The organism is Bradyrhizobium sp., from assembly GCF_035652035.1.
GTDB lineage: Bacteria > Pseudomonadota > Alphaproteobacteria > Rhizobiales > Xanthobacteraceae > Bradyrhizobium.
This window is the reverse complement of record NZ_DASREO010000018.1, coordinates 77586-104561: the sequence shown is the minus strand read 5'-3', so window position 1 is coordinate 104561 and position 26976 is coordinate 77586. Positions and strand designations below refer to the sequence as shown.

The 26976-nt window shown below is 64.1% G+C and carries 27 protein-coding genes; 9 read left to right on the top strand and 18 right to left on the bottom strand.

The genetic code is table 11. The features are described 5' to 3' along the window. Window positions 1-5: 5 nt before the first annotated feature. The 8 genes from VFB05_RS07170 to VFB05_RS07135 form a co-directional block, all read right to left on the bottom strand. Window positions 6-806, bottom strand: coding sequence for an ABC transporter ATP-binding protein (locus VFB05_RS07170; RefSeq protein ID WP_325010445.1), 801 nt, complete (start codon window positions 804-806; stop codon window positions 6-8). Continuing rightward, window positions 793-1602 (bottom strand): ABC transporter ATP-binding protein, encoded by an 810-nt coding sequence (locus VFB05_RS07165; protein WP_325010443.1) that lies wholly within the window; start codon window positions 1600-1602, stop codon window positions 793-795. Before VFB05_RS07165 ends, VFB05_RS07170 begins: the two co-directional genes overlap by 14 nt. Continuing rightward, entirely contained in the window at window positions 1599-3500 is a 1902-nt protein-coding gene (locus tag VFB05_RS07160) for an ABC transporter permease (protein ID WP_325010441.1), read from the bottom strand. Before VFB05_RS07160 ends, VFB05_RS07165 begins: the two co-directional genes overlap by 4 nt. Window positions 3501-3502: 2 nt before the next feature. Continuing rightward, complete coding sequence (locus tag VFB05_RS07155) at window positions 3503-4675, bottom strand: ABC transporter substrate-binding protein (RefSeq protein WP_325010439.1); 1173 nt, start codon at window positions 4673-4675, stop codon at window positions 3503-3505. A 104-nt stretch (window positions 4676-4779) separates the two neighbouring features. Further along, window positions 4780-6117 carry a Rieske 2Fe-2S domain-containing protein gene (locus tag VFB05_RS07150; protein ID WP_325010437.1) on the bottom strand — a complete coding sequence of 446 codons (1338 nt, stop codon included), beginning with the start codon at window positions 6115-6117 and terminating at the stop codon, window positions 4780-4782. 389 nt (window positions 6118-6506) lie between these two features. After that, the gene (locus tag VFB05_RS07145) at window positions 6507-6632 is read right to left on the bottom strand and encodes a hypothetical protein (protein WP_325010435.1); all 126 of its coding nucleotides are present in this window, start codon (window positions 6630-6632) and stop codon (window positions 6507-6509) included. A 397-nt stretch (window positions 6633-7029) separates the two neighbouring features. After that, a complete protein-coding gene (locus VFB05_RS07140; RefSeq protein WP_325010433.1) occupies window positions 7030-8175 on the bottom strand; it encodes an aminotransferase class V-fold PLP-dependent enzyme in 1146 nt (381 codons plus the stop codon). Window positions 8176-8425: 250 nt separating this feature from the next. Then, the gene (locus VFB05_RS07135) at window positions 8426-9535 is read right to left on the bottom strand and encodes a DUF2336 domain-containing protein (protein WP_325010431.1); all 1110 of its coding nucleotides are present in this window, start codon (window positions 9533-9535) and stop codon (window positions 8426-8428) included. A 275-nt stretch (window positions 9536-9810) separates the two neighbouring features. Between VFB05_RS07135 and VFB05_RS07130 the strand changes: the two genes are divergently transcribed. Together VFB05_RS07130 and VFB05_RS07125 are read left to right on the top strand one after the other, a co-directional pair. Further along, window positions 9811-11052 carry an MFS transporter gene (locus tag VFB05_RS07130; RefSeq protein WP_325010429.1) on the top strand — a complete coding sequence of 414 codons (1242 nt, stop codon included), beginning with the start codon at window positions 9811-9813 and terminating at the stop codon, window positions 11050-11052. Next, window positions 11049-11987 carry an ABC transporter substrate-binding protein gene (locus VFB05_RS07125; protein ID WP_325010427.1) on the top strand — a complete coding sequence of 313 codons (939 nt, stop codon included), beginning with the start codon at window positions 11049-11051 and terminating at the stop codon, window positions 11985-11987. Before VFB05_RS07130 ends, VFB05_RS07125 begins: the two co-directional genes overlap by 4 nt. A gap of 121 nt (window positions 11988-12108) precedes the next feature. Here the strand turns inward: VFB05_RS07125 and VFB05_RS07120 are convergent, their stop codons facing one another. After that, a complete protein-coding gene (locus tag VFB05_RS07120; RefSeq protein WP_325010425.1) occupies window positions 12109-12519 on the bottom strand; it encodes a RidA family protein in 411 nt (136 codons plus the stop codon). Between the two features lie 164 nt (window positions 12520-12683). Here VFB05_RS07120 and VFB05_RS07115 point away from each other — a divergent pair, with 164 nt between their 5' ends. Both VFB05_RS07115 and VFB05_RS07110 read left to right on the top strand, forming a co-directional pair. Then, a complete protein-coding gene (locus tag VFB05_RS07115) occupies window positions 12684-13562 on the top strand; it encodes a transporter substrate-binding domain-containing protein (protein WP_325010423.1) in 879 nt (292 codons plus the stop codon). Between the two features lie 17 nt (window positions 13563-13579). Next, on the top strand, window positions 13580-13951 hold the full coding sequence (locus VFB05_RS07110; RefSeq protein ID WP_325010421.1) for a hypothetical protein: 372 nt from the start codon (window positions 13580-13582) through the stop codon (window positions 13949-13951). A 129-nt stretch (window positions 13952-14080) separates the two neighbouring features. Here VFB05_RS07110 and VFB05_RS07105 read toward each other — a convergent pair whose 3' ends face one another. The 3 genes from VFB05_RS07105 to VFB05_RS07095 form a co-directional block, all read right to left on the bottom strand. Next, complete coding sequence (locus tag VFB05_RS07105) at window positions 14081-14749, bottom strand: amino acid ABC transporter permease (RefSeq protein WP_325010419.1); 669 nt, start codon at window positions 14747-14749, stop codon at window positions 14081-14083. Window positions 14750-15056: 307 nt separating this feature from the next. Beyond that, window positions 15057-16328, bottom strand: coding sequence for an FAD-binding oxidoreductase (locus tag VFB05_RS07100; protein ID WP_325010417.1), 1272 nt, complete (start codon window positions 16326-16328; stop codon window positions 15057-15059). Window positions 16329-16344: 16 nt separating this feature from the next. Then, window positions 16345-17100: an SDR family NAD(P)-dependent oxidoreductase gene (locus VFB05_RS07095; protein ID WP_325010414.1), complete on the bottom strand. Its 756-nt coding sequence runs from the start codon at window positions 17098-17100 to the stop codon at window positions 16345-16347. Between the two features lie 226 nt (window positions 17101-17326). Between VFB05_RS07095 and VFB05_RS07090 the strand changes: the two genes are divergently transcribed. Both VFB05_RS07090 and VFB05_RS07085 read left to right on the top strand, forming a co-directional pair. Continuing rightward, window positions 17327-17590 (top strand): hypothetical protein, encoded by a 264-nt coding sequence (locus VFB05_RS07090; protein ID WP_325010412.1) that lies wholly within the window; start codon window positions 17327-17329, stop codon window positions 17588-17590. A 322-nt stretch (window positions 17591-17912) separates the two neighbouring features. Continuing rightward, window positions 17913-18173, top strand: coding sequence for a hypothetical protein (locus tag VFB05_RS07085; RefSeq protein ID WP_325010410.1), 261 nt, complete (start codon window positions 17913-17915; stop codon window positions 18171-18173). An 84-nt stretch (window positions 18174-18257) separates the two neighbouring features. Here the strand turns inward: VFB05_RS07085 and VFB05_RS07080 are convergent, their stop codons facing one another. From VFB05_RS07080 to VFB05_RS07055, 6 genes are read right to left on the bottom strand one after another with little or no spacing between them, the layout of a single operon-like run. After that, window positions 18258-18635, bottom strand: coding sequence for a DUF4383 domain-containing protein (locus tag VFB05_RS07080; protein ID WP_325010408.1), 378 nt, complete (start codon window positions 18633-18635; stop codon window positions 18258-18260). Between the two features lie 33 nt (window positions 18636-18668). Continuing rightward, entirely contained in the window at window positions 18669-21761 is a 3093-nt protein-coding gene (locus VFB05_RS07075; protein WP_325010406.1) for an efflux RND transporter permease subunit, read from the bottom strand. Further along, window positions 21758-22894, bottom strand: a complete 1137-nt coding sequence (locus VFB05_RS07070) for an efflux RND transporter periplasmic adaptor subunit (protein ID WP_325010404.1) — start codon at window positions 22892-22894, stop codon at window positions 21758-21760. Before VFB05_RS07070 ends, VFB05_RS07075 begins: the two co-directional genes overlap by 4 nt. Then, a complete protein-coding gene (locus tag VFB05_RS07065) occupies window positions 22891-23745 on the bottom strand; it encodes an SDR family oxidoreductase (protein ID WP_325010402.1) in 855 nt (284 codons plus the stop codon). Before VFB05_RS07065 ends, VFB05_RS07070 begins: the two co-directional genes overlap by 4 nt. Window positions 23746-23753: 8 nt before the next feature. After that, window positions 23754-24518 (bottom strand): SDR family oxidoreductase, encoded by a 765-nt coding sequence (locus VFB05_RS07060; protein ID WP_325010400.1) that lies wholly within the window; start codon window positions 24516-24518, stop codon window positions 23754-23756. A 43-nt stretch (window positions 24519-24561) separates the two neighbouring features. Beyond that, entirely contained in the window at window positions 24562-25368 is an 807-nt protein-coding gene (locus tag VFB05_RS07055; protein WP_325010398.1) for an SDR family NAD(P)-dependent oxidoreductase, read from the bottom strand. Between the two features lie 163 nt (window positions 25369-25531). On the opposite strand from VFB05_RS07055, the gene VFB05_RS07050 reads away from it, so the two are divergent. The 3 genes from VFB05_RS07050 (at window position 25532) to VFB05_RS07040 (ending at window position 26920) form a co-directional block, all read left to right on the top strand. Next, window positions 25532-26101: a TetR/AcrR family transcriptional regulator gene (locus VFB05_RS07050; RefSeq protein ID WP_325010396.1), complete on the top strand. Its 570-nt coding sequence runs from the start codon at window positions 25532-25534 to the stop codon at window positions 26099-26101. Between the two features lie 65 nt (window positions 26102-26166). Further along, window positions 26167-26520, top strand: coding sequence for a hypothetical protein (locus tag VFB05_RS07045; RefSeq protein ID WP_325010394.1), 354 nt, complete (start codon window positions 26167-26169; stop codon window positions 26518-26520). Window positions 26521-26608: 88 nt separating this feature from the next. Then, window positions 26609-26920 carry a polyhydroxyalkanoic acid system family protein gene (locus tag VFB05_RS07040; protein ID WP_325010393.1) on the top strand — a complete coding sequence of 104 codons (312 nt, stop codon included), beginning with the start codon at window positions 26609-26611 and terminating at the stop codon, window positions 26918-26920. Window positions 26921-26976 lie beyond the last annotated feature (56 nt).

The window sequence follows — 26976 nt, the reverse complement described above, 5'->3', positions numbered from 1 at the left end:
ACGCGTCAAGCCTGCGTCTCCGTCTCTCCCGCAAACATCACTCCCCGCAATTTCTCCGCCAGCGCACTACCTGCCGCATCCGACGCCTCCGTCGTTCCGGTCATGCCCAGATAACGCTCGGCGATGTCGCGCGAATTCAACAGATCCTGCGCCGCGCCCGACAGCGTGATGCGGCCGTTCTCGAACACATAGCCGCGATCGGCGATCGAGAGCGCGGCCTTGGCATTCTGCTCCGCCAGCAGGATCGTGATGCCTTGGTCGCGCAAGCGGACGATCAGGCGGAAGATTTCCGCCACCAGCAGCGGCGCGACGCCGAGCGAAGGCTCGTCCAGCACCAGGATTTTCGGCTTCGCCATCAACCCGCGCGCGATTGCGAGCATCTGTTGCTGGCCGCCGGAAAAATTGCCGGCGATGTCGTTCATGCGCTCGCGCAGCACCGGAAACAGCGCCCAGACCGCTTCGAGTTGCGCGGCAGCGCCATCCTCCGGCACCGCGTAAGCGCCGAGCGCAAGATTTTCCGCAACCGTCATGCCGGCAAAGATCTGCCGTCCCTCCGGCACGTGGGCGATGCCCCGCCGCAGACGCTCCGCCGGCGGCAGCGCCTCGATGGATGTTCCTTCAAGAAGGATCGTGCCCGCTTGAGGCCGCAACAGTCCCGAGACGGCCTTCGCCAGCGTCGACTTGCCGGCGCCATTGGCCCCGAGCAGCGTAACGATCTCGCCGCGTTCGAGCGTGAGGTTGATATCTTCCAGCACGCGGTGATGGCCGTAGCCGATCGCGAGAGATTTGAGCTCAAGCAGCGCCATGATCCTCGCGTCCCAGATAGGCCTCGATCACGCGGCTGTTGTTCTGCACTTCGGCCGGCGTGCCGGTGGCGATGATTGCGCCGGAATCGATCACAACCACGCGGTCGGCGACATTCATCACCAGCGACATGTTGTGCTCGACGATCACAACGGGAATGCCGAGCTTTCGGATCGCGCGCAAGAGATTGGCAAGCTCCTGCGTCTCGGTGTCGTTGAGGCCCGCGGCCGGCTCGTCGAGACAAAGAAGCTTTGGCTGCGCCATCAGCGCGCGCACCACCTCGAGCAGTTTTTGCGCGCCCATCGGCAATTCGGTCGCGTGTGTTTCCGCAAACGACGCGAGCCCGACAAGCTCCAGCATCTCCTCGGCGCGGCGGCGCAAGCGGCGCTCTTCGTCGCGCGCACCGGAGAGCCATAACATCTGGCTCGGCAGCGAATGGCGGCCAAGGCGATGGCCGCCGCTCATCACGTTCTCGATTGCGGTCATGCCGGGAAACACGCGCGCCGACTGGAAGGTGCGGATCAAACCGAGGCTTGCGATCTTCACCGGCGACAGACCGGCAAGATCACGCCCCGCGAACACCACAGTCCCGGCGTCGCGCGACATGATGTTGGAGACGAGATTGAACACCGTGGTCTTGCCCGCGCCGTTCGGGCCGATCAGCGCGGTCACTTCGCCGCCCCTTGCATCGAACGAAACGTCGTTGATGGCCTTCAGGCCGCCAAAGCTCTTGGCGAGGTTGCGCACGCTCAGGATGGCGCTTTCACTCGCCTCGATTTGCGGACTGGTCGCGCTCATGACTTCACGGCCTCCGTCTTGACGACCTCGCGCGGCGCCACGCCGCCAAGCCGCGAGATCATCTGGATCACGCCGCCATAAATCCCCTGCGGCAGATGCAGGAAGCTTGCGACGAGGAGCGCGCCCGACGCAAAGGTCTTGTAGACCGCAAGCGGCGCAAAGATCACCGGGAGCAGCGTCAGCAGCAGCGCGCCAAACAGGCCGCCGACCAGCGTGCTCTCGCCGCCGATGATCAACATCGCCACCAGTTCGAGCGAGCGCGAGGTGCCGACCATTTCCGGCGCGAGGAAGTTGAAGAAGAACGCGTAAAGGCTGCCGGCAAGCGAGGCCAGCGTCACGCTGATCAGAAACGCCGCGAGCTTGTAGCGCACCGTGTTGATGCCGAGCGCGGCCGCCGCCATCTGGTCGGAGCGGATCGCCTTCAGCGCGCGGCCGAAGCCGGAACGAACAGCCCCCACAAGCCCGAGCAAGATGATCACGTCCAGCGCAAGCACGAGGTAATACATCGCGCGCGGAGACGCGAAGGTGAAGCCGAGAGCCGAGAACGAGGGAATGCCGACGAGGCCCGACGGTCCGCCGGTGATATCGATGAAGCCGACGGCGCAGGAATCGATCAAAAGGCCGAAGGCGAGCGTGGCGAGCGCCAGATAAAGTCCGCGCAAGCGTAACGTCACCACCGACAATACCAGCGCGCAGGCGATCGAGACAGCAATCCCGGCGAGGATCGAGAGCACCGGCGAGGTGTCATAGTTGATCGCGAGATAACCTGACGTGTAGCCACCGATCGCCATGAAGCCGGCCTGCCCCAGGCTGACCTGCCCGGCATAGCCCATCAGCACGTCGAGGCCCATCAAGGTCATGAACAAAATGGCGGCAATCACCAGCCCGCTCATGATGCCATTGTCGGTGACGACAAAGGGAATGAGCGCAGCGACCACTACGGCCAATGCCGCGAGCGGCCAGCCGAGATGGTCAGGCAATTTGGCGGCGTGGCCTGCGGCCTTCACCTCGTCGCGGGTGTCCTGCCGGCGCGCGACGCCGCCCTGGATCAGGCCCTGCGGCCGCCAGATCAGCACCACCAAGAGAATGAGCAGCGAGATCGCGCTGGAAAACAGCGAGGAGATGTAGGCGGTCGAGAGCTGCGTGACGAGGCCGAGAAACAGTCCGCCGATGACCGCGCCGGGAAACGAGGCGATGCCGCCGATCGCGGCCGCGACAAATCCGGAGATCGTGAACAGACGCCCGGTGTCGAATTGCAGCGAAGTCGATGGCGCGACGATCACGCCGGACATCGCCGCGATCAGCGTGGCGAGACCAAAGCTCAGCAGCGTCATCCTCGGGACGTCGATGCCCATCAGGCTCGCGGCGGCGGGATTTTCCGCGCAGGCGCGCAGGCCCTTGCCGAGTTTTGTCTTCGCGATCAGGAGCCAGAGCGCGACAATGATGAGCGCGGTCGCGCCGAACACCCAGAACGCCTGGGTTGGAATCGTGATGCCGCCGAAGCCCAATGGTTGTTCGCCGGAGAACGGCGGCGTCGCATAAGGCTGGCTGCCCCAGACCACGAGCGAAAATCCCTCGATCATGGTGAGGATGCCGGCGGTGAGCATCAGCACATTGGCGTTGGAAAGGCGTGACAGCGCGGGAACGAAGGTGAAGCGGGCGAGCACGACGCCCGCGATCACGGTCGTGACGACGGCGGCCGGAATGGCTGCGATCAGCGGCCAGCCAAAGGTCACGGTGAACGTGTAGCCGATCATCGCGGCGATGAGCGCAAAGCCGCCTTGCGACAGATTGATCGCGCCGGTGACGCGAAAGATCAGCGAGAAGCCGAGCGCGATCGCGGCATAGATGCTGCCGACGACGAGTCCGCCGATCGCGATCTGGATGAACTCAAGCACCCCTATTTCGCCTCGGCGCGCGGAATGCCGAGGGGATCGGAGACCACCGCCCAGGTCTGCGCGGCAGCATCCCAGCGCGTGACCACGACGTTGGACTCATCGAGCCCGCGATTGGGCACGGCCTTGAAATCGTAGAAGCCGTTGATGCCCGCAACGCCCTTGAGGTCCTTGAAGTAGTTGCGCAGGTCTTCCGCTGTCGCGTCCGGCTTCAATTTACGCAACGCGCCGACCACGAGCAGCGCGGGGTCCCAGGCATAGGTCGAGGGACCGTCCGGCTTGATGTCGGTGCCGTCGAAGGCCTTGTAAAAGGCGTCCTTCGCGGCCGCTGCTTCGTCCTGCTTCGCCGGCTTTTCGCTTTTCAGAAAATCCGCGGCGGGAATGTAAAGCTCCTTCGGCAGGAAGGCGGCATATTGCGCCATCTGCGCGTAAGTCTGGTTGCCGTTGGTGGTCGCGACCGGCAGTTCGAGGCCGGCATCATGGATCGCCTTGAACACGGTGCCGATCGGCCCGCCGGTCGACCACGCCACCAGCACGTCGGGGATGGCGCCCTTCAGCCGCTGGATCTGTGCAGAAGCGCTGACGTCGGCTGGATTGAGCTGCGCTTCGGCGACCAGCTCGACATCCTTGTGGTCGTCCTGGGCAAACAGCGCCTTGAAATTCTTGTAGGCGTCCTGCCCGCTCGCATCCGTCGAGGTGATCAGCGCGATCTTCTTCAGGCCTTTCTTGCCGAAGTATCGCAACAGCGCCGCGGCGAGTTCCTTGGTCGAGATGCTCGAGGAGTAGACGAAGCTGCCGGCCGGGGGATGAATGCCGGGCGAGAAGCAATAGAGCAGCGGGCCATCCTTCATCAAAGGGGCCATCGCGTTGCAGAGCGCAACCAGCGCCGAGCCGAGAATGACCGGCGGATTAGACGCCTTCACCTGATTGGCAAGTTGCACCGCGACCTGCGGGCTCGACTGATCGTCGTGGAACACGAACTTCAGCGGCTGGCCGTGAATGCCGCCATCGGCATTGGCCTGCTTCTCGAATTGCTGGAGCGCCTGCTGCTCGGCCTTGCCGAGGAACGCGCCGCCGCCGGTGAGCGGCAGGATGACGTTGATCTCGCGATCCGCGGCTTGCGCCATCGAAACACTGCCGAGAAGCGCGGCGGCAACAAGAAGAGTGCGAACGCGCAATCGATCCTCCGAATTTTTTGGCGTTTAGGTGCTTTGGCGTTTCGAGCTTTGTAACGGCTTATTGGCGGCAGCGCTATCGTCAGGGATTTGACATTCGTAGCATGTCACGCCGCCGCACCCGCCATTTCCTTGTCGGTCTCGTCCTCTTCGAGGCCCGCCAAAACCTTCACCTCCTCATCGGATGCGCCAAGCGTCCGCCATGGGACGGTCTTTTCCACGACACCCTGGTAAGAGCGGAGTTTTGCCTGCGGCAGCTTCGGATCGACGTGGCCGATCACCCGCCCCTCCTCCGTGAATGCGCGCGCGGCGTCGATCATCAGGCGGCGGAACTGGACGATTGCGATGTCGCTGGCGCCAAGCCGCTCCTGCGTGCGATCGGCAATCGCGCCCATCGACTCCCACATCGCGATGTCCTGATTGGGAATGCCGGGAATGCCGGTAAAGCTGTCGCCGGTCGCCATCGCCGCACGATCCTGCAAATAATCATTATGCGCGTGGCGCTTGATCGGACGAAACTGCGCGTCGACATCGACGCCGACCTCGAGCACGCAGAACTTCCGCCACGCCTCGGTCGAGATGCCGGCCTGCTCGCCTTCGGCCCAGGCGATGAAGTGGAAGGTGCTCGACGTGTCGCTGCGCGGCACGATCACGCTCGTCACGTTGTAGGTGCTGTTCGGCGGGATCAGCGCGGTGAACGGCGCGACATAGGTGGTGATGCGCACATAGTCATGCGAATTGGCGTTGGTGATCGGACGGCGGATCGCGGCATAACGCATGCCGTAATTCGTCAGCTGCACCTGAATGCGCGGATTCTTGTCGGTCGACGGCCGCACCCAGTGATCGCCCTTGGCTTGCGCGTCGCCTTTGGCGGGGCGCATGTCGGAGGAATGCAGCGTGGAGGAATGCGCCGAGTCGATCTGGCCCTCCATGATCTGCGCCCAGTTGCAGGGCAGTTCGACCTTGGCGATGACGACGCGCGCGTCCGCGTGTGGTGCCCATGGCGGCGCCTCGAATTCCGGCATCAGCTCAAGCGGCCCCATATAGGTCCAGACAAAGCCGCCGGCCTCGCGCGTCGGATAGGCAAGATGCTTTGCCTTTTCCGGCAGCGCACTCGCTTTCGGCTCGGACGGCATGTCGACGACATTGCCGTCGGTGTCGAACTTCCAACCGTGATAGAGGCAGCGCAAGCCGCATTCCTCGTTGCGGCCGAAGGCGAGCGAGGCCTTGCGGTGCGGACAGGCTTCGCCGAGCACGCCGGTCTTGCCGTTCGAGTCACGGAACGCGACCAGCTTTTCGCCGAACAGCTGCACCCTGACCGGCGCGCCGTCGGAGGTGAGCTGTTCGGACAGCACGGCCGGCACCCAGTGGCGGCGCATCAGCTGTCCCATCGGCGCATTGCCCTCAACCCGGCAGAGCAGTTCGTTTTCCGCTTGCGTCAGCATCGGTGCGAATCTCCCGAAAAATCCTTAGGGTCCTAAGTATCTCCTCAGCTACCCATATAGCCAGACACGACAGCGCCGTCCAGAGGCGGCCTTGCTTCTCTTTTCCCTCCCCCTTGCGGGGTCCGAGGCGAGCGAAGCTCGCTCTCGAGGTCGATGCGAGCCTAAGCGAGCCGGGGTGGGGGTAATAGAGAAAAGGCCCCCACCCGACCGTTGCTTCGCACATAGCCGATGCAAAGCATCGGCGTTCTGGTTCTAAGAACGGCGACCAAAGGTCGCCTACGCACCCCTCCCCGCAAGGGGGGAGGGACAGCGCCCAAAAAGCACAACGGCCGCCCTCTCGGGCAGCCGGCCGGATACGCCAACAATGTGCCTGTCGTCCTTGGGATGGCCTAGATGGCGAACACCCAGACCGCGACAATGGTGCCGAGCACGGCAAGGCCCGAAACGGTCCATCCGACCGCGTAAGCCCCGTCATCCTCGGGTCGGTCGACCATCTGATCGCGCCATTCGGTCATGAGAGCCTCCTGCCGGCTATCTCAATTTGGGCCGTCTCTTTTGATGCCTCTTGCCGAATAGGTCGCAGCCAGAGGCCTAAGGTTCAATTTGCGGAGTCAATTCAGGAGGGTGCGTTTGGGTTCCGGGGTCTTATTCCGCGGCGGCGGTCTCTTATCCCTCCCCCTTGCGGGGTCCGACGCGAGCGAAGCTCGCTCTCGAGGTGGATCATCGTGAGCGCAGCGAACGATGGGCCGGGTGGGGACATCTCCCGACAACAAAGAGCCCCCACCCGACCGTCGCTTCGCGCATAGCCGATACAAAGCATCGGCGTTCTAAGGACGGCGACCGGGAGGTCGCCTATGCACCCTCCCCGCGCTGCGCTGGGGAGGGATGAAGAACTCCGGCTAATGCGTTCTTTCAAAGCCGCTTCTTCAGCGCCGTCACAAACCGGTCGACGTCGTCCTCGTCGTTGAAAACGTGGGGCGAGACCCGCATCCGCGCGAGCCGCGGTGCAACATAAATCCCCTCCTCCGCCAGGCCCTCGACCAGCCCGCCCGGCAGCCCGCCGGCGAAATTGAGGCTGAGGATATGCGGCGCGCGAAACTTGGCATCCATGATGCGGACTTTGCTGGCGGCGAGGCCCTCCGCGATGCGATCGGTCAGCATCTTGAGGCGTCCGCTGACCGCCTCCGTACCCCATTCGGCCATCATCTCCATGCCGATCGCGGCCATTTCCATCGAGATGAAATGATCGCGCTCGCCCATGTCGAAACGACGGGCGCCGGTGACGTAGGACAGATCGGCCAGATAGATCTCGGCGTCCGAGCGGACTTCGCGGCGGCCGAAGCCGGTCTGTTCCAGCGGAATGCCGTGCTGATGCCGCTTGGCGACGTAGATGAAGGCGCGGCCATAGGGGCCGAGCAGCCATTTATAGGTCGGGAAGATCACGAAGTCCGGATCGAGCTTTCGCACATCCATCGCGATCACGCCAACCGCGTGCGTCGCATCGATCAGGAACAGCGCGCCTTGTCGTTTGAGCGCCGCGGCGACCTTCTCGACATCGATCATGCCGCCATCCGACCAGTGCACCGAGGAGATCGAGGCAAGCGCGAGCCGCGGCGCGCCGGCCCGCTCGATCGCCGCGAGCACCGCCGAAGTCCAGTCGCCGTCGAGCGGATGGCGTACCGTCTCGATCGAAAAGCCGGCGGAGGCCGCGCGCGTCTGCCATTCCAGCACCGGCGAGGAATGATCGTTTTCCAGCACCAGAACGCGCGTATTGGCCGGGATATCGAGAATCCGGCCGACGGTCGCAACGCCGTAGCTCACCGAGGAAATCAGCGCGATGTCGGCGGCGTCGGCATTGATCAACCGCGCGGCAGCACTTCGTGCACGCTCATGCTGGCGACCGGCAAAATCGGCATCCAGCGTCCACGGCGCGCCCTTGCGCCCCACGGCCTCGCGCGCGGCGTCCTGCGTGCGTAGCGGCAGCGGGCTGTAGGAAGCCGAATTCAGATAGCAGATATCACGCGGCACTCCGAAGAGGCCGCGCTGCGAGTCCAGCATGTGATTCTCTCTTCGGAAAACACAAAGCTTAGCTGCGAGAGATCGCAGCCACCACCCCTACCAACGCAGTGCAGGACCCTCGCTTGGGAGCACTCGGCCTCAATGGTTCGAGACGCCCGCTTTCAGCGGGCTCCTCACCATGAGGGTCTAGGATTTCGCCGCGAAAAACGACCTCATCCTGAGGAGCCCGCCTAAAAGGCGGGCGTCTCGAAGGATGGCTACAGAAAGACTGCTTTGCCAATGCGCCTGGTCAGTGCAAGCGCGTGGGGCTCGCTTGGCCGCCGCCGGCGCGCCAGTGCGATTGATAGACTTCGAGAATGCCGCGCGACATCCGGATATCGGCGCGCTTAAATTCGACTTTAAGATCCTCGAGCTCGATTGCGGAAATGCGGTGATTCACCGCGCCCAGAAACAACAGCGCCATCGCGGTTTCCCAGGAGAAGCCGATGGCCTTCGACAGCACCAGGATCATGTAACGGTTGTTGGCGGCAACCATCTGCTCGACGACATCGGCCGGCAGCGACGACAGCAGCGACAGCGCAATGACCGCTTCCTCGAACCGGTGCGCGAGCGCGTGGGTCAGAACGCTCCTCTCGTTGAGGCGGCCGCATTTATGCGCCTCGGTCATGGCCCGCTTCACCGCGAGGAAACTTGTCTGGCCCGGTCCGAACTTGGAATAGACTTGTCCTGCCGCCTGGCTGACCGACGCCTGAATCTCCGCTGCGAACTCCGGACGCTCCCGCTCGAGCTTGCGCCGCACCTCTTCGGATGCCTTCGCAATCAGCTGACGGAACTTCTGCGGCGGAATTTCCTTGCGCAGGCCGACCCGTTCGGCGAGCAGGCTATCTGTTTCCGCGCGCTTGATCATCTGGCGGAAGCCGAAATCGGAAAAGCGCGCGCCATCGTTGGCGGCCACCGACTGCACGACTTCCTGGTCGCCGCGCGTGACGAGTTCGTCCGTCACCTCGACCGGAACCGATGCGCGTCTGGCAATCGCGAGCAGATGCGTCTGACCCTTGCACCGGACATTGGCGATCAGCGACTTGACGTCGAGCCGCGGCGAAAATTGTAGGACGGGACCTGCGACCGCGATTGCATCGTCGAAGGCGAGCATCTGCACGACCTTGAACGGCGCATTGCTCGAATGCGCCAGCCGCCGCGACAACTCGACACGCGCCGCTTGCTCGATTTCATCGGCAAGCCGCGCGATCACGTCACCGAAGATATGGATCTGATCTTCAGAGAACTCGCCCTGGACCAGAATGTCGGTCGCGTGCCACAGCGCCTTCTCGCGGCTCTCGATCGAGCCGCGCTCGATCGCGTCGTTCAGGGCTTGCATCACGTGGCCGGTTTCAGTCATCGCGCGCCAATTTGAAAATCGTGGGAATGCCGAAATAGCGATAGGCCTCATTTTTTAATGGCGCGGCCTCGCTTTCCCTCAAGTTTTAGGGACTCTGCTGAGGCAGTTACGCTTCATTAAGGCTGGAGCGCGTCGCCGCCTGGCATTCGGCAGCGGCTGAAATTGCGACCAAAATCGCCCATTGAGGCCATTTGACAGCCGCTTTGCCCTTCGTTTACCTGCACTTGGGCGGAAGGCTTGGGTGCAAGCCAGAAGCAGGTTCGGGGGCAAAAACGATGGGCGAGACTACAACGCCTGCGAGCGCAGACGGCACGTCGCGCGCGACAGATAGTGCAATCGCCATTGCCGCGATCGCCGTGCTGATCATTTCCTATTGCGTCAACGCGATGGACCGCACGCTGTTTCCGCTGATGCTCACCGACGTGCGCCGCGAGTTCGGCTTCAGCCTGCCGCAAGGCGGCCTGTTGTCGACGGTGTTCACGCTGGGCATGACGCTCGCCGGCGTTCCGACCGGCTATCTGATGTCGCGCTATTCGCGCAAGACGGTGATCCAGATCGGCATCCTGATCTATTCGGCGGCGACCGTGATCACCGTGATCGCAACCGGCTTTGCCGACATGCTGGTCTATCGCACGATCACCGGCGTCGGCGAGGCGATGCAGCTCACCGCGCTGCTGGCCGTGTTCTCCTCTTACTTCTCGCGCCACCGCGCCACGGGCGTTGGGCTGCTCAACTACGCCTATGCCGGCGGGGCGGCGATCGGGCCGTGGCTCGGAGCCAAACTGCTTGTCGCCTACGGCACCTGGCGCGCGCCGATGATCATCTTCGGCGTGATCGGCCTTGCGATGATGGTCTTGATCGCGGCCGTGGTTCAGCCACACTTAAGCGAAAGCAAGGGCGAGGAGACGGCCAAGGCGGCTTCCGGCGGCGCGGCGTCGCTGACCAATCTCAACACGACAGTGCTTGCGGTCTTGAGCGTGCTGTTCGGCCTCTCGCTCTACGGCTATCTCGGCATGTATCCGACCTTCCTGCGCGAGGCGCTGCATTATGCGCCCGCGGACGCCGGCCGCGTGATGAGCATTTACGGGCTCGGCGTGCTGGTGTCATTGGCTTCAGGCTGGCTTGGCGACCGCTTCTCGCCGCGGCTCGTGCTGGGCCTGAGTTTTCTGGTTGCGAGCGCGATTGCGGCAGTGCTGTTCAACGGCCCGACCGATTTTGCGACCCAGGCAGCGTTGTCCTTCGCCCTTGGCGCGACCTTCAGCGGCACGATCTTCGTCAACCTCGCTGCCTGCCACGTCAAATCGGTCACGGCGAATCTTGCCGGGCGCGCGTCCGGCCTGTTCGTGAGCTGCGTCTATGGATCGGCGACGGTCGCGGGCTATGTCATCGGCAGGATCGCGAGCCTCTCGGGCTGGACGGTCGCCGGCAATGTCCAGCTCGTGGCGTTGTGCCTGATCGGCGCGGCGATCTCGCTGTTCCTGCGGCCGCAAGACATGTCGAAGCGGACGACGGCATGAGCAGCGATCTTCCAGTCGTCACCGTCAACGTCTTTCCCGGCGGTTTCAACTGGGGCGTCTATGTGGCCCAGGACAAGGACTTCTTTGCTGAGGCCGGCATTGCGGTCGAGGTGCAGGGCACGCCGAACTCCGTCACCCAGATGACGGATTTCTCGCTCGGCAAATTCGACATCGCGATGACCGCGGTCGACAACATCGTCGCTTATGTCGAAGGCCAGGGCGAGGCGCCGATCGGGCCGCAGCGCGACTTCATGGCGGTCATGGGCAGCGACAGCGGCTTTCTCAGCCTGGTCGCCTCGCCCGCGATTGCCAACATCGAGGATCTCGCAGGCAAGACCTTGTCGGTCGACGCGATGACGACAGGTTATGCGTTCGTGCTCTACGAGATCATGCGCCGCCATGGCTTGAACAAGGATGGCTTCGACAAGGACCGAGGCGACTACGAGCTCGTGCGCGCCGGCGGCATGGTGCAGCGCTGGACCGCGCTGGCCGAGGGCAAGCACGCAGCCACGCTGCTGTCGGCGCCCTACAACATCATCGCGAAGAACGCAGGCTTTACCGAATTCGTCAAGGCGACCGACGTCATCGGTCCCTATCAAGGCAACGTCGCCGCCGTGCGCCGTCCCTGGGCGCGGGACAATCGCGGCAAGATCGAGGCCTATATTCGCGCCTATCGCCGCGCGATCGGCTGGCTTTACGAACCGAAGAACCGCACCGAGGCGATTGCGATTTTGCGCCATCACCTGCCGCAGATGCCGCAGGAGATTGCCGAAGCGAGCTATAACGAACTGCTCGATCCCCGCAGCGGTTTTTTCCGGACCTGCGAGATCGTCCGCGCCGGGCTCGACTGCGTGCTGGAATTGCGCAGCCGCTACGGCGCGCCGCGCATGCAGCTCGATAACCCGGACAAATATTGCGATCTGAGTTTTGGGTAGTAGCCCGACTGTTTGACTTCGTCATGCCCGGCCTCGTGCCGGGCATCCACGTCTTTGGTTGGACTTGGCAAGGAAGACGTGGATGGCCGGGACGAGCCCGGCCATGACGAGCCAGCAAGCCTCACACCGCCGCGATCGTCTGCACCTCAACCAGGAACTGCTCCTTCACCAGGCGGTCGACGATGAGCAGCGTGTTGGGCGGATATTTGCCGTCCGGGAGCATCTTCGGGAATTCGCGCAGGCGAAACGCCATGAACTTCGGAATGTCCTGCGAGTGCACGAGATAGGTGGTGAACTGCACCACATTGGCCCAGGACGCGCCGGCGGATTTCAGCGCCGCCTCGACATTGCGGAACACCTGGGCAGTCTGCGCGTCGAAATCCGCATCGCCGATCACGTTGCCCTTTGCATCGCCCGACAGCATGCCGGCGATGAACAAAAATTCGCTCGCCTTCACCCGCGTCACATGGGTGTATTGCCCCATCGGCGGCCCGAGTTCGTCCGGATTATAGATCTTGAGTTCTGCTGACATGACGTTTCTACCTGACGTTCCTAGCTGATGTTTTTTGGCCAACGGCCGCCATTCCCTTTGGCACTATTCGTCATCCCAAAGTCGGCCGCAAGCTCTCGGCCTCGCACTTGCTGCCATGTGGCACGCGCGCTAGGCTCAGCGCATATTTTTGGCAGGAGGCACGTATGACCCAGTCGGACGAGAGCAAGATTTCAGAGGACCGCCGCGAGGCCCTGCGCTATGCGCTGGCGATCGGCTCCGGCGCGGCGCTGGCCGCTTCGCTCGCAAGTCCGGCCTCGGCGGACACGAGCGCCGACAACACGCTGGATCGCATTCGCGCCAACAAGGTGCTGCGCATTGCCGCGCTGCCGGGCGAGCTGCCGTATTTCAACAAGGATCTCGCCACCGGCACCTGGTCGGGCTTTGCGATCGACATGGCGAGCGACATCGCGAAAATCTTCGACGTCAAGCTGGAATACATCGAATCGACCTACGGCAATTCGATCCTGGATTTGCAGGCCAACAAGATCGATCTCGGCTTTGCGCTCAATCCGACGCCGCAGCGCGCCCTCGTCGTCGATTTCACCAGTTTCGTTTTTCCGCATCCGTTCGGCGCGATGCTGAAGAAGGGCCTGGAGGCCAAGACCTGGGCCGACATCAACAAGCCCGAGGTGAGGATCGCGGTCGACGTCGGCTCGGTCAACGAGACCACGGCGCGGCGGTTTGCGCCGAACGCCACCATCAAGTCGCTGAAGTCGCGTGACGAGGTGATGCTGGAGATGGCGTCCGGCCGCGTCGATTGCGTGGTCAACGCGCTGGTGCTTGGCCTCACCGCGGTCGCCAAGAACCCGAGCCTTGGCACCTACAAGATCCTGCAGTCGCCTTCGGTGACGATCCCGAGCAGCTGCGCGGTCCGCCGCGAGGCCGACAAGCGCTGGCGCGATTTCATGTCGGTGTGGATCGACTACAACCGCGGCGTCGGCCAGATGCGCGAATGGTTCGTCAAGGGAATGACGCTGTCCGGCGTCAAGCCTGAGGACGTGCCGGTGGAATTGAATATCTGATGCATGCCTGATCGATCATGCGTCTCATCGCCTTCGCGGTCACGGGTCTCATCCTCGCGGGCTGCGGAGGCACGTTGTTCCCTGGCGCAGGGACGATGGACATCGCCCTTCAATCGACGCCGCCAGGCGCCGACGCAATCACGTCACTTGGTCCTTCCTGCAGAACGCCCTGCACCGTCGCCGTGCCGTCTCCCACCGAGGATTTTTCCGTCAGCTTTGCGCTGACGGGCTTTCAACCGATGACTGTCCCGGTGCGGATCACCCGCAGCGTCGGCGGCCGCTTTGCGCCGCCGTTTACCAGCCTCAACCCCGACCCGGTGGTCGCACAGCTTGAGCCGGTCGCTCCGCCGCCGCGGCGGGTGAAGAAGAAAAAGATGGTGGCGCAGTAAGCGTCTTTCTCCCCCGTCATTGCGAGCGCAAGCGAAGCAATCCAGTCTTAGAAAAAATGGATCGCTTCGTCGCTCTGCTCCCTTGCGCAAACGCTTCGCGTTTGTCGCAGGCGATGACGGCGACCGGCCTCACGCCTTGTCATACGTCATGCCGCGTTCGAGCCGGCGCGCCGCCAGCGTCGAGGGAAACAGGATCGCAAAGTAAATCAGCGCGACGACGGTGTAGACCTCGAGCGGCCGGTAGGTATCCGCGTTGATCAGCGTGGCGTTATAGACGAGATCGGGCACCGCGATCACCGACACCAGCGAGGTGTTTTTGAGCTGCGTGACGGATTGGTTGACGTAGGGCGCAAGCATCGGCTTCAACGCCTGCGGCAGGATCACGAGCCGCAGCAATCGCCATGGCCGCAAGCCCAGGGCGCGCGCCGCATCCCACTGCCCTCTCGGCACGCTCTCAATGCTGCCGCGCACGATCTCGGCATAGAACGCCCCGCCATAGAGCGACAGCACGGTCATCGCGGCGACATGCGCCGGAATATTGACCCCGATCACGACCGGGAACGCGTAGTAGAACCAGATGATCTGCACGAGCAGCGGCGTGCAGCGAAACGTTTCGATATAGGCGACCAAGAGCCAGTCGATCACGGCATAGCGCCGCAGGCGCAGGATGCCGACGACAAGGCCGATGACGCTTCCCAAAAAAATGGTGCCGATCGTATAGACCATGGTCCAGCCGAGCCCGAGCCAGAACAGATGGCTGTACTTGGCGAGGATTCCAAAATCCCAGACGTAGTTCATGCTGGCACCTGTTCGCGACAAGCCGGCCGCACGGGAGGTCTCTTATCCCTTCCCCTTGCGGGGAGGCATAGGGCGCCCTGCGCGGCCTTTCTTAAGAAACGCCGAAGCAGAGCTTCGGCTATGGCGAGTAAAGCGAGCGTCGGGGTGGAGGTACAAGAAAAAGAATAGCCCCCACCCGACCGTCGCTTCGCGCATAGCCGATGCAAAGCATCGGCGTTCTCTTGTTCAAGGACGGCGACCGAAGGTCGCCTATGCACCCTCCCCACGCTTCGCGGGGGAGGGATCAAGAGATGACGAGAGCCGCGCATCAGATGTAACGGCCCGGTGAAAAAGCCGACGCGTCGAACGACGGCGTCTCGCCCGCGATCATCGCCGCGATCGCCGACCCCGTCGCGGGACCGGTGGTGAAGCCGATATGCTGGTTGCCGAACGCGAGCCACAAGCCCTGGTGCCGCGGCGCCTTGCCAATCATCGGAAGACTGTCCGGCAAGGTCGGCCGCGCGCCGCGCCAGGGTTCGGCGACAGCGGAGCCGAATTCGACGACGCCGCGCGCGAGCGGCACCACCATGTTAAGCTGCGCGTAGGACGACGGTGCGTCGCGATCGGTCAATTCGACGCCGGAGGTGACGCGAATGCCATTCTCCATCGGTGTCATCAGGAAATTGCCCTCGGCATCATGGATCGGACGCTGCAAGCTGCGTGCCGGATTCGGCGTGAATTCCTGGTGATAGCCGCGCTCGACCGCGAGCGGCACGCGATAGCCGAGCGGGCGCAAAATATCCGCCGACCATGGGCCGAGTGCGACCACGACATGGCGCGCCGCAATCGCGCCGTCACTGAGCGTCACGCGCCAGCCGTGGTCTCCAGAGCCTTGGCCGGTGGACTCGATGGCCTTGATGTCGGACTGGCGCACTTCGCCGCCCAGGCCCCTGAACATCTGCGCATAGGCCTTGGCCACCGCGCCCGGCGAATCCACCGATGCCGTCTGGCTATGCAGCAAGCCGACTTTATAGACCGGCAGGATGTGCGGCTCGAGCGCGGAGATCGTCTGACGGTCGAGCAGCTCGCTCTTGATGCCGAACTCGGCGAGAAACGCCTGCTCGGCCTTTGCCGAGGCAATCCCGTCGCTGCGCCAGGCCTTGAGCCAGCCGGTCTCGCGGATGCGCTGTGGCGCACCGGCTTTCACGATCCATTCGCGATGAAGTTTCAGCGACGCATCGATCAGGCCGTGCAGCGCGACCGCGCGCGGCCGCGTGCGCGATGGCACAGCGTTGGCCAGAAAGCGCGCAACCCAGTCGAGGTTCTTCATCACCCAGAGCGGATCCCAGCGCAGCGCGGCGCTGGTGTTCGCCAGATAGGACGGCAGCGCGCGCCACAACGAAGGCTTGTTGAGCGGCAGGATCGAACCGGAGGAGAGAATGCCGGCATTGCCATAGGATGTTTCGCTGCCAGGCTCCTTGCGGTCGATCACGACCACCGAAAATCCGCGCTCTCTTGCGGCGATGCCGGCCGAGGTGCCGACGATGCCGGCGCCGAGCACGGCGACATCGACTTGTGTTGGCGTCAAACCATCCGACATTCACGTATCCACCGAACTAGATCAATGTGAGTCCGCCATCGACCGGCAGCGAGACGCCGGTCAGATGCGAAGCCTCCGCCGAAAGCAGGAAGGCGACGACGGCAGCGACTTCATCGGCCTCGGCAAGCCGCGACAACGGATTTGCTCTCGCGACCTTCTGCCAGCTGGCTGCATCGAGCGCGCCTTTCAGGCCAGGATCCTTGCGCGTGAAGCCGGGCACGACGACGTTGGCGGTTGCGCCTGAGGATGCGAGTTCGATGGCAAGGCACTTCACCAGCACTTCGAGCGCGGCCTTGGCCGAGCCCGATCCCGGATAGGTCGAATCCGGTGTAAAGCGATGCGCCGCAAAGCTCGAGACCGCGACGACTCTGGCCTGCGGCCGTTTCAGATCCGCGAGCGCCGCGCTGGTCATTTCATGGAAACTTGCCGCCATCACCGCAAAGGGGCGCATCAGGCCCTCGCGCGGCAGCTCCGCAAAACCGCGCCGGTCGGCAAAGCCCGCCGCATGCACGATCGCATCGACGGGGCCGAATTTTTCGCGCGCCGCGCCGACCAGGGCGGACCCCGTTCCCGCCAAAGCGAGGTCGCCGGTCAAAACCTCGACCCTGGCGCCGCGCGCCTGGCATTCGCCGGCCACGTTTTGCAGACGCGAAACGCCGGCCGCGTCGCTGCCCTGGCCGTGCAGCATCAGGCAGGCCTCGGGCCTCGCCAGACGGCGCGCCACCGCAGCGCCAATTCCGGACCCCCCACCCGTAATGATCGTAACCCGCAAAACTTCGCCCCTCGCGCGACTAAACTTGGCCCTCGCGCGACTATAAGTGCGGCTTTCTTGAATGCCAACGCCTACGGGAACCCGCTCGCTGGAACAGGTGCCCGCGGCACGGTTGAAGCAGCCCCGCGTTCGACGCGTTGCACCCCGATTACAATTGCGAGGATTTGGAACACAAGCTCCGGTCGCCGGTTTGCTTCCCGCATCAATTGACGACCGGGAGATCCACATGAAGAGCCGACTACTCGCTTCGACACTATTGGCGGCTTCGCTGCTCGTCGCGCCAGCCGTCGCTTTCGCGCAAACATCAGCACCGCCGGATTCGACAGGGCCGTCGGGAGGACCGTCTGGCGGATATCAGCCTGCGCCAAAGTCCATGCACCACCACGCCATGAGATCGACCCACATGAAACATGGCACGACCACAGGCATGAGCTCGTCGAAGAGCCATAAGGGCAACAAGTCGACCGCAGAGAAGCCTTCCAGCTACTGATTGCGAAAGTCAGAACGTGAGAGAGCGTGCGCCCTGAGGTCGTCATGGCCTTTGGGCGCTCGCGCTCATTTTGCCTGGTGCGGCTCACGCGGGCTGCAGCATGCTCGCGGTTGCGTCGAACGGTTTGAAGTTCGTTTGCTCGCCTCGCGTGAAATATTTTCCGCTCAATGCGCGGGCGCGCGGGCGCACCGGACACGGACGTGAGTCATGCGGAGCACTCCAACCTGCCCCGCGCGTGATGCGTTGTTCCCTCGATGACAGACGGGAACACAAACTGCGGTTGCAGGTTTGCTTCCCGCGTCACGTTGACACGGAGATTTTCATGTCCAGCAAACTTCTCGCCTCAGCGCTTCTCGCGACCTCGCTGCTCGCAGCGCCGGCCATCGCCTTCGCGCAAACATCGCCACCGCCGGATTCGACAGGACCGTCGGGCGAGGCCACGACCGCGCCAAGAGCCATGCCCATGCACCACCACGCCATGCGTCACCACATGGCCCACCGTACGCACTTCGGGGCCGGCACCACGACCGGCATGAGCAGCCGGCCCGGCCGTGCGACGTCGCGCAAGCCTCCCGCAAGCTGACGACGTTATGCTCGAACATGACCGCGTGCCCCTGAGGTCATGAGGCCTTAGGGCGCCCGTGCGCGATTTGGGCGGGCCAGCGGCTCACGCGCGCGCCAGCGTAGGCCTTGTCGTTGCAAAGCCAAACAGCAACATTGACAGCGCAAGTCCGGCGTGTCCCCAGCTGTCGTTCCGGTTGTTGGTGATGCAGTTGAGGATCATGCCGTTGCCGACCCAAAAGCCCATCGCGGCGAGCGCGGCATAGATGCCGCCGAAAATCTGGAACCACGCGCGTGCGGCGCCGGCACCGAACGATGAAGCCGCCAGAAACGTCACACCCGAGGCGATATGCATGGCGCTGTGCAGCGGGTTCACCGCGAAGATGCCGAGAAACACGTCGTCAACGGTGACGCCGGGCACGAAGCCGAGCACGCCACCCGAGATGAAAGCCGCGCCGTAGAAAAATCCGAGCTGCCGGATCATCGCAAGATCTCCCTCCACACCATCCGATTGATGTCAAAGCGGTTCGGCAGTGCCGTAGGCTGGCGCCGGCTCGCGGTGCCAAAGCCGCGACAGACGCCGCTCGAAACCATCGACATAGGTGAACACGACGGGCACGACGAGAAGACTGAGCGCCGTCGAACTCAGCAGACCGCCGATGGCCGCGACCGCCATCGGCTGGCGGAAGCTGGAATCGGCGCCATATCCGAGCGCGAGCGGCAACATCCCGGCGGTCATCGCGAACGTCGTCATGACGATGGCTCTGGCGCGGTTGCGGCATGCCGCAAGAACGGCGTCTCTCGGCGAGAGGCCGTGATCACGCATGCTCACCACCGCATATTCGACCAGCAGGATCGAATTCTTCGAGACGATCCCGATCAGCATGACGACGCCGATCATGGCCGGTAGGTCGAGTTCGCTGCGCGCCAAAAGAAGCGCCACGAAGGCGCCGCCGAACGACAGCGGCAGCACGGAGAGGATGGTGACCGGCTGCAGAAAATCCTGAAACAACAGCGCCAGGACGCAAAAGAGAGACAGCACGGCGACGACCACCGCGATGCCGAATCCGGCGGCGAGTTCCGCCGCCGTCTCGGCGTCGCCGGATTGAATCAGCCTGACGCTCCCCGGCAGGCCGCGCGCCGCCGGCAGGTCGAGCGCGGCGTTCAGCGCCGCGCCAAGCGGCGTGCCGCCGAGATCGGCATCGACGGTGACATAGCGATGGCGGTCATAGCGGTCGATCTGCGAGGGTCCGCTCTCGACCGAGAGGCTGGCGATGCTTGAAAGCGGCACCGCACCGTCGCGACCCGCTACGCGCAGGTTTGCGAGCGTCTCGATATCCCGACGTGCGGCGTCGGCGATCCGGACACGCAGATAGATCTGGCGCCCGTCGAGATTGAGCCGCGCCACCTGCGCGTCGAAATCGCCGCTGGTCGCGATGCGCACGACTTCGCCGATCGACGCCGAGGTGATGCCGCGCTCGGCGGCACGGCGAAAGTCGGGCCGCACGATGATCTCGGGCCGCTCGAGGCTTGCGGTCGTGCTGACGTTCGAGAGGCCGGGCAGACTCAGCATTTGATGTTGCAGCGCCTCGGCGCTCGCCTTGAGCGCCTGCGCATTGTCGCTTGCAAGAATCAATTCCATCTTCTCGCCGGGCCGGCCGGCGCCGATGTGGAAATGCGCGCCGGGAACCCCGGCGAGCCGCTCGCGCAGCGTATTTTCCAGCACGACCTGCCGCGCACGTTCGTCGCGCGGCGCAAGCGTCACGATCAACGCGCCCCTGCGCACGTCGCCCGCCTGTTGGGTGTCGCCCTCGGAGCCGCCGCTGCCGCGCTGGATGTCCCCGACCGTGGTCAAAATGCCGGCGATGCCCGGCACGTCCTTGATCGCTTCTCGCGCCTCTTCGGCCGCGCGCAACGTGCTGTCCAGCGAACTTCCGGGCGGCAGCTCGATGTTGACCGTGGTGAAGCCGGCATCGGACGGCGGTATCAGCCCGGACGGGAGCAGCGGCGCCAGCGCGATGGAGCCGAGGAAGAACGCGACGGTGCCGACCGCCGTGGTCTTGCGATGATCCAGGCACCAACGCACCGCCGACAGGTAGGCGCGCATCAGCCTCCCGTCGCCGCGTTCTTCCACCTTCCTCGCATGAAGCCAGCGCGCCGCCATCAGCGGCGTCAGCAGGCGCGCAACCAGGAGCGAGGCCAGAACCGCAACGACCGCGGTCAATCCGAACTGCTTGAAGAACAGGCCGGGTACGCCGCTCATGAAGGTCGTCGGCAGGAACACCACGACGAGGCTCATCGTGGTCGCGGTGACCGCGAGCGCGATCTCCTCGACGGCGTCGGCGACGGCCTGTGCGATCGGCCGTCCGGACCTGCTGTGGCGCTCGATGTTTTCGATCTCGACGATGGCGTCGTCGACCAGAATCCCGACCACCACCGCCAGCGCCAGCAATGTGAGAATGTTCAGGGAGTAGCCGAGCCAGAACATGGCCGCGAAGGCCGGCAGGATCGACAGCGGCAGGGCGGTTGCGGCGATCAGCGTTGCCCGCCATTCGCGCAGAAAGAAGAAGACCACGACGATGGCGAGCACGCCGCCTTCGTAGAGCATATGCATCGAGCCGTCATATTGCTCGACCGTGTAGGCAACCGAACCCGACACGCGGCGATAGCTCAATGACGGCTCGGCGGCCTTCAGGCGATCGAGCGCAGCCTTGACACCGTCGACGATGCGCGTTTCGTCGAAATTCCTGGCGCGAAAGACCTTGAATCCTACGGCCGGCGCGCCGTTCAACAGCGCGGCCTTGCTGCGGTCGGCGATGCCGTCGCGCACCACCGCGACCTGGTCGAGGCGGATTTGCCGGCCATCGGCAAGCGCAATCGGCAAAGCGGCCAGATCGGATGCCTGCCGGACGGTGGCGATGGTGCGGACCGCCTGCTCCGACTGGCCCAACTGCCCCTTGCCGCCGGAGGATTCCTGTTCGACCTGCCGCAGCGCGCGCGAGACGTCTCCCGGCACAACACCGAGCGCAGCCAGTTCCGTCGGATTGACCTCGATGCGTACTTCGCGCTGGACGCCGCCGACCCGTTCGATCCGACCCACGCCCGGCACGCCCAGCACGGCCTTGGCGACGGTGTCATCGACGAACCACGACAGCGCCTCCTCGTCCATGCGATCCGAAGCGATCGCATAGACGGCAACCGCATCGCCGCCGATCGTCACAGCGCCGACCGTTGGCTGCAACAGGTCCGCCGGAAGATCGGAGCGCACCCGATCGACCGCGTCCTTGGTTTGAATCAACGCTTCGGAGATCGGCTTTTCGAGCACAAATTGCGCGGTGATCGACACCCGCCCGTCGGTGATCGAGGTGCGGATGTGTTTCAAGCCGCCCAGCGTCGCCACCGAATCCTCGACGCGACGCGCCACCTCCGTTTCAAGCTGCCCCGGCGCGGCGCCGGGTTCGAGCAAGGCAATGTTGACCGTGGGAAGGTCGATGTCGGGGATGTTCTGGATCGGCAGATTGCGAAACGCCCACAGCCCCGCGAAGGCGAGCAGGACAAATAAAAGCGTGGTGGGGATCGGATTGCGGATCGACCAGGTTGCGAGATTCATGGCGAGGCCTCCGCCCGGCCGCCGCCCGTCGCCTCGGTCACACGCACGAGGTCGCCGTCATTGAGAAAACTGGCGCCGATGGCAACCAGGCGATCGCCGCTTCGGACCCCCTCGACAATCTGCAATTCGCTGGCCTGACGCCGGCCGACCACGACAGCCTTCAGGGCGACGCGCGGTAATGGCTCTTCATCCGACAGCTTCAGCACGTAGCTGCGGCCATCGCGTATCGTCACGCATTCCGCCGGCACCACGATTGCGTCGCTTTCGCCAGTGACGATGCGCCCGCCCGCGTACATTCCCGCCCGCGCCGCGCTGCCGGGGACGACATCGGCATAGACGATGCCAAGCCGGGTTCGTGGATCAAGCGACGGCGCCAGCCGGCGAACCCTCGCCATCGCCGCTCCGCCGCCGGGTAGCCGCAGCTCGACGTGCTGGCCGACTGCGACATGCAGGAGCTGTTCGGCCGTCAACTCGCCGCGCCATTCCAGGCGATTTTGCCGGATCAGGCGAAACAGCTCCTGCCCGGTCGCGACGACCGCACCAAGCGTCGCCGTGCGCGAGCTGATCACGCCATCGTCCGGCGCCACGACGTCGGTGTAACGGATTTGCAGGCGGTTGGTCTCCAACAGCGCTTCGGCGGTCCTGGCCTGGGTCACAAACTGCAACGCGTCGCGGTCACTGACCGTGCCGGTCTTCTGAAGGCTCAGCGTGCGCTGCTCGTTGGCCCTCGCCTGCTCCGCATTGGCTTGCAGCCGCACGGCGTCAGCCTGCAGCAACTCGGCATCGAGACGCGCCAGCACCTGGCCCTTCGTAACCTCGTCTCCGACGTTGACGAGGACCTCGACGAGGCCGTAGCCAGAGACCCGCGCGCCGATGCTCGCTTCCTGCCACGCGGCGATGCTGCCCGAGGCCTCCAGCTCCACCGGCCATATCGCGCGCTGCGGCTGCACCGCGGTAACGGTCAACGCCGGCGTCGGCTTGACCGGAGAGGTCTCTCCGGCCTGGCGATGCTGCGACATCGCCCAGCCGGCCGCAGCCGCTGCGGTTGCCATCACCGCGATCCCAAGCGCGACCGGACGCCAGCGGCGGCGCGGCCGCGCAGCGTGTTTTCCGGCGCCGAGCGTCTCGCTCACGCGCGCGGAGCCTCTGCGAGCCCCAGAGATTTCAAGCTGAGATTCCATAGCAGCTCGCGATTTTTCGGCGTGTTGAACGCGCTCTTGACGTCGACTTGCCTCGAACGCGCGAAATATTTCCCGCTCACTCCGCCCACCTCGGGCGATGTCGCCAGGTACACCGAGGTGGCGGCGCCCTGTTCCGGCGAAAGTGCAAACGGCAGCGTCAGCCAGGCGACGACCCTGAAGATGCCGGGCGCGCGCAGCATCATCGGCGTCTTGACGACGCCGGGATGGACCGCGTTGGCGGTGACCGGCGTCGTCTTCAACCGCTCGGCAAGCTCGATCGTGAACAGCAGCATCAACAGCTTGGAATTCGCGTAAGTGCCAAAGCTGGAAAACCGCTTCTCGCTTTGCAGGTTGCCGGGATCGAACCTGCCATTGGCGTGGACGCTGGAGGAAAGATTGATGACGCGGCCTTGCCGCGCCGCCTTCAATGCACCGAGCATGAGATGCGTGAGGTAGAATTGCGACAGATAATTCACCTGATAGGCCGCCTCAAAGCCGTCGCTGGTGAGCCGGCGCGCGCCCGGAAAGATTCCGGCGTTGTTGATGAGGACATCAAGACGCGGATAACGCAGGTGGAACGCCTCGGCGAGCGCGCGCACATCTGCGAGCGAGCGCAAGTCGGCGGTGATGACGCCGGTATCGCGCTCGCCCGTGGTTGCCTCGATGTCGCCGGCGACCGCCTGCGCCTTGGCCGCATCGCGCGCGGCGAGCACGACGGTGTATCCTCTCCGCGCGAGTTCGATCGCGGTGGCGCGGCCGATGCCTTCGGTCGCGCCTGTAATCAGACAGATTGGTTTTCGCATCGATGAGCTCAGGTACGGTTGATCGAGGTGCCGCCATCGACGATGAGCGCAGCGCCGGTCATGAACGAGGCGTCGTCGGAGGCGAGATACAAAACGGCGCGGGCGATTTCTTCCGGCGAGGCGACGCGCTTGAGCGCATGCAAGCCGGCGATGAAGCTCTGCGCCTCGGCGGTCGCATTCATCTGCCGGTAGAGCGGCGTGTCGACCGCGCCGGGCAGGATGGCGTTGACGCGAATATGTTTCGGACCGAACTCCGCCGCCAGCGACTGCGTCAAGCCGATCAGGCCGGACTTGCTGGCGCTGTAGCTCGCAACGCCCGGAAATCCAACCGTGTGGCCCGCGATGCTCGAGGTGAAAATCAGCGAGCCCGCGCCGCGCCGGAGCATCGCCGGCAGCTGGTATTTGGCGCCCAGAAACGCCGCGGTCAGGTTGGTCGCGATCGCCTCGGTGAAAGCTGCCACGGAGACCTCGGTCGTCGGCCCCATTTCGCCGAGCGTGCCCGCATTGTTGAAGGCGATGTCGAGCCCGCCGAACGTCGTCTCCGCCAGGCCCACCAGCGCCCGCGCATAGGCTTCGTCGCGGACATCGCCGGCCAGCGCGGCAGCTTTGCCGCCGGAAACCTCGATCTCCGCCACCAGGCGATCAAGCTCGGCGGCGCGCCGCGCGCCGACCACGACCTGCGCGCCCTCTTCCGCGAACAATCGCGCGACCGCGCGGCCGATGCCCGAACTCGCGCCGGTGACGATCGCGACTTTCCCTGTCAGCGATTTCATGTCTGCAAAGTACCTTTCTTGGATCGTTGATGCGGTGCGTGCGTCAGGATGGCGGGTTCGCCAGCTCCGGCATGTTCGCGAACATTCGCATCATCATGGATCGCGTCACGCTGGCCGGAACGACCGCCCGCATCATCCGGTTCATGCGGCCGGGAATCAGCGTCGCCCGGTTTGCGGAAAGTGCCTGCAGACCTTCCCTGACCACATCGCCGGCCAGCATCGGTTTGAGCGGCATGGTTTTCGGATCGAGGCCGAATCTGGCGAGCACAGGCGTGTCTGTCGGACCAGGCGCGACCGCCGTGACGTAGACGCCGAAGGGCTTGAACTCCTCATGAAGCGCGAGCGCGAGGCTTCGCACATAAGCCTTGGCAGCCCCGTCATGCGCCATGAACGGCGCCCCGTTCTCCGCACCCACGGCACCGACAAAGGCGAGGCCTCCGCGTCCGCGGTCGACCAACCGCCGGCCGAAGTGGCGTGCCATTTCGGCGTGCGCCAGCGCGCTCAATCGCAGCGTCATCGCCAGTTCGTCGCTGTTCTTGTCGAGAAACCGGCCGGGATTTGCGCTGCCCGCGTTGGAAATCACAAGTCCGACGTCCAGCTCGCGCGTTGCTTCGGCTATTCGAGCGATGAACCCTTCGACCGCGAGGTCCGCGACAATCACGCGATGCTCAACGCCGAATTCCCTGGAACACTCAAGACCGACTTCGTGAAGCTGGGGCTCGCGCCTTGCGACCAGCGCCACATGGATACCCGAGGCGGCGATCTGCCGGGCGAATTCGCGGCCGATTCCTGAAGAGGCGCCGGTGATCACGGCCCAGGGGCCAAACCTCTTGCCATCGATCTTGGACATCTCGCCGCTTTCATAAATTTCATAGTGATCGATACATTAATGCGCATGGTTGCGCCGCCGCGTCAAGAGATATATATCGATCGCTATGAATAGAGCGGAGCCACCCTCCCGGCCGCGCGGGCGGCCGCGGGCGTTCGATCGCGACGAAGCGCTGGACTGCGCGATGCATTTGTTCTGGCGGCGGGGCTATGAGGCCACCTCAGTGAGCGACCTGACGGACGCGATGGGCATCACGCCGCCGTCACTCTACGCGGCGTTCGGCGACAAGAAGCGCCTCTTCCTCGAAGCGGTCGATCGTTATCAGGCCGGTCCCGGCAGCTTTGCGAAAGCGGCGCTGTGCGACGAGCCGACGGCCGAGCGCGCGATGCGCCATCTCATGATGGGCACGATCGATTCCTTTTTCGAACCGAAGGGCACCAAGGGCTGCATGGTGGTGCTTGCCGCGACCAACTGCACGACCGAATCGAGCGACATCGCCGAGGAACTCGCCGGCCGCAGGCGCCTTGCCGAGCGGCTGGTTCGCGACCGCATCGCGATGGGGCGCGACGCCGGCGAGCTTCCAGCCAATACCGATGTCGAGGCGCTTGCCGCGCTGATCATCACGACGCTTTACGGCCTTTCGATCAAGGCCCGCGACGGCGCCTCGCGCGCGTCCCTGCGCAAGGTGGTGGAACAGGTGATGTCGATGTGGCCGCGCGCGCCCAAGGCTCCGTCGTCTCGAACCTCACGGTGATGAGGGGATAAAGCGCGGCCCGGTTCCCTGAGAAGCCTCGTCGACTCCACTTCTGGAGAAAGAGCATGAGCTGGTACACCTTTGTCGACTTTGAATATATCGACTCTGACGAGCTGGGCGAGACTCCGGAATTCGACATTGAGCGCCGGCTGGCCGAGATTGAATTGCTGGTCACCAGCAATCAATATCATCGTGATGTCGCCAAGGACATCTGCGAGCTCGTCACGACAAAGAAGGCGAGCTTCAAGCTTATCTCATACGCCGTCATCGAGATCTTCTCGAAGCTTGCCGCCAGGTTTCCCGAAGTTTCGTTTGCCGTGCGTGGCCGCGGTGAAGATATCAGGGACATTTGGCTTCGCGAGTATGCCGGCGGAAAGACTGTCCTTGCTCTTGGCCCCCCGGAAGGAGCCAGTCTCTAGACATGCGCAGGTAGGGAGCAGGCGTTCAAACTCCGCCGTTTTTCGAACAATGCGGACGTTTGGGCGTTAACTCGGCCGGAGCTTCCAGATGTCGGCGCCTCTCGTCGTTTCCATTCCCCATCGCCTCGGCCGTGAAGAGGCTACGCGCCGCATCAAGGCCGGCCTGGCGCGCGCCCTCGCCGGCATACCAATGCTTCAGATCGACGAGCAAAGGTGGGAAGGCGATCGCCTGGTGTTTTGCGTGAGCGCGCTCGGGCAGGTCGCGTCCGGTCACCTGGACGTTGCGGACGATCATGCCCGGCTCGAGGTCACTCTGCCGTGGCTGTTGCAGCGTTTTGCCAAAGCAGCCCAGGCGGCGATCAGCAATCGTGGCAATCTGCTGCTCACCAAACGGGACTAAAAAGCTGGCATCGCCGTACCGTCGAGGACGTCCTTGTGATTGGCCACGGCCCTTGC

What these genes read in the sequence shown, in the direction of transcription:
- VFB05_RS07075 (WP_325010406.1), bottom strand. Translation starts at nt 21,761, where the DNA reads ATGAATCTCGCAACCTGGTCGATCCGCAATCCGATCCCCACCACGCTT.
- VFB05_RS07150 (WP_325010437.1), bottom strand. Translation starts at nt 6,117, where the DNA reads ATGCTGACGCAAGCGGAAAACGAACTGCTCTGCCGGGTTGAGGGCAAT.
- VFB05_RS07115 (WP_325010423.1), top strand. Translation starts at nt 12,684, where the DNA reads ATGACCCAGTCGGACGAGAGCAAGATTTCAGAGGACCGCCGCGAGGCC.
- VFB05_RS07060 (WP_325010400.1), bottom strand. Translation starts at nt 24,518, where the DNA reads ATGAAATCGCTGACAGGGAAAGTCGCGATCGTCACCGGCGCGAGTTCG.
- VFB05_RS07145 (WP_325010435.1), bottom strand. Translation starts at nt 6,632, where the DNA reads ATGACCGAATGGCGCGATCAGATGGTCGACCGACCCGAGGATGACGGG.
- VFB05_RS07055 (WP_325010398.1), bottom strand. Translation starts at nt 25,368, where the DNA reads ATGTCCAAGATCGATGGCAAGAGGTTTGGCCCCTGGGCCGTGATCACC.
- VFB05_RS07135 (WP_325010431.1), bottom strand. Translation starts at nt 9,535, where the DNA reads ATGACTGAAACCGGCCACGTGATGCAAGCCCTGAACGACGCGATCGAG.
- VFB05_RS07100 (WP_325010417.1), bottom strand. Translation starts at nt 16,328, where the DNA reads ATGTCGGATGGTTTGACGCCAACACAAGTCGATGTCGCCGTGCTCGGC.
- VFB05_RS07080 (WP_325010408.1), bottom strand. Translation starts at nt 18,635, where the DNA reads ATGATCCGGCAGCTCGGATTTTTCTACGGCGCGGCTTTCATCTCGGGT.
- VFB05_RS07040 (WP_325010393.1), top strand. Translation starts at nt 26,609, where the DNA reads ATGTCGGCGCCTCTCGTCGTTTCCATTCCCCATCGCCTCGGCCGTGAA.
- VFB05_RS07045 (WP_325010394.1), top strand. Translation starts at nt 26,167, where the DNA reads ATGAGCTGGTACACCTTTGTCGACTTTGAATATATCGACTCTGACGAG.
- VFB05_RS07140 (WP_325010433.1), bottom strand. Translation starts at nt 8,175, where the DNA reads ATGCTGGACTCGCAGCGCGGCCTCTTCGGAGTGCCGCGTGATATCTGC.
- VFB05_RS07065 (WP_325010402.1), bottom strand. Translation starts at nt 23,745, where the DNA reads ATGCGAAAACCAATCTGTCTGATTACAGGCGCGACCGAAGGCATCGGC.
- VFB05_RS07125 (WP_325010427.1), top strand. Translation starts at nt 11,049, where the DNA reads ATGAGCAGCGATCTTCCAGTCGTCACCGTCAACGTCTTTCCCGGCGGT.
- VFB05_RS07085 (WP_325010410.1), top strand. Translation starts at nt 17,913, where the DNA reads ATGTCCAGCAAACTTCTCGCCTCAGCGCTTCTCGCGACCTCGCTGCTC.
- VFB05_RS07170 (WP_325010445.1), bottom strand. Translation starts at nt 806, where the DNA reads ATGGCGCTGCTTGAGCTCAAATCTCTCGCGATCGGCTACGGCCATCAC.
- VFB05_RS07110 (WP_325010421.1), top strand. Translation starts at nt 13,580, where the DNA reads ATGCGTCTCATCGCCTTCGCGGTCACGGGTCTCATCCTCGCGGGCTGC.
- VFB05_RS07165 (WP_325010443.1), bottom strand. Translation starts at nt 1,602, where the DNA reads ATGAGCGCGACCAGTCCGCAAATCGAGGCGAGTGAAAGCGCCATCCTG.
- VFB05_RS07120 (WP_325010425.1), bottom strand. Translation starts at nt 12,519, where the DNA reads ATGTCAGCAGAACTCAAGATCTATAATCCGGACGAACTCGGGCCGCCG.
- VFB05_RS07105 (WP_325010419.1), bottom strand. Translation starts at nt 14,749, where the DNA reads ATGAACTACGTCTGGGATTTTGGAATCCTCGCCAAGTACAGCCATCTG.
- VFB05_RS07130 (WP_325010429.1), top strand. Translation starts at nt 9,811, where the DNA reads ATGGGCGAGACTACAACGCCTGCGAGCGCAGACGGCACGTCGCGCGCG.
- VFB05_RS07050 (WP_325010396.1), top strand. Translation starts at nt 25,532, where the DNA reads ATGCATTTGTTCTGGCGGCGGGGCTATGAGGCCACCTCAGTGAGCGAC.
- VFB05_RS07090 (WP_325010412.1), top strand. Translation starts at nt 17,327, where the DNA reads ATGAAGAGCCGACTACTCGCTTCGACACTATTGGCGGCTTCGCTGCTC.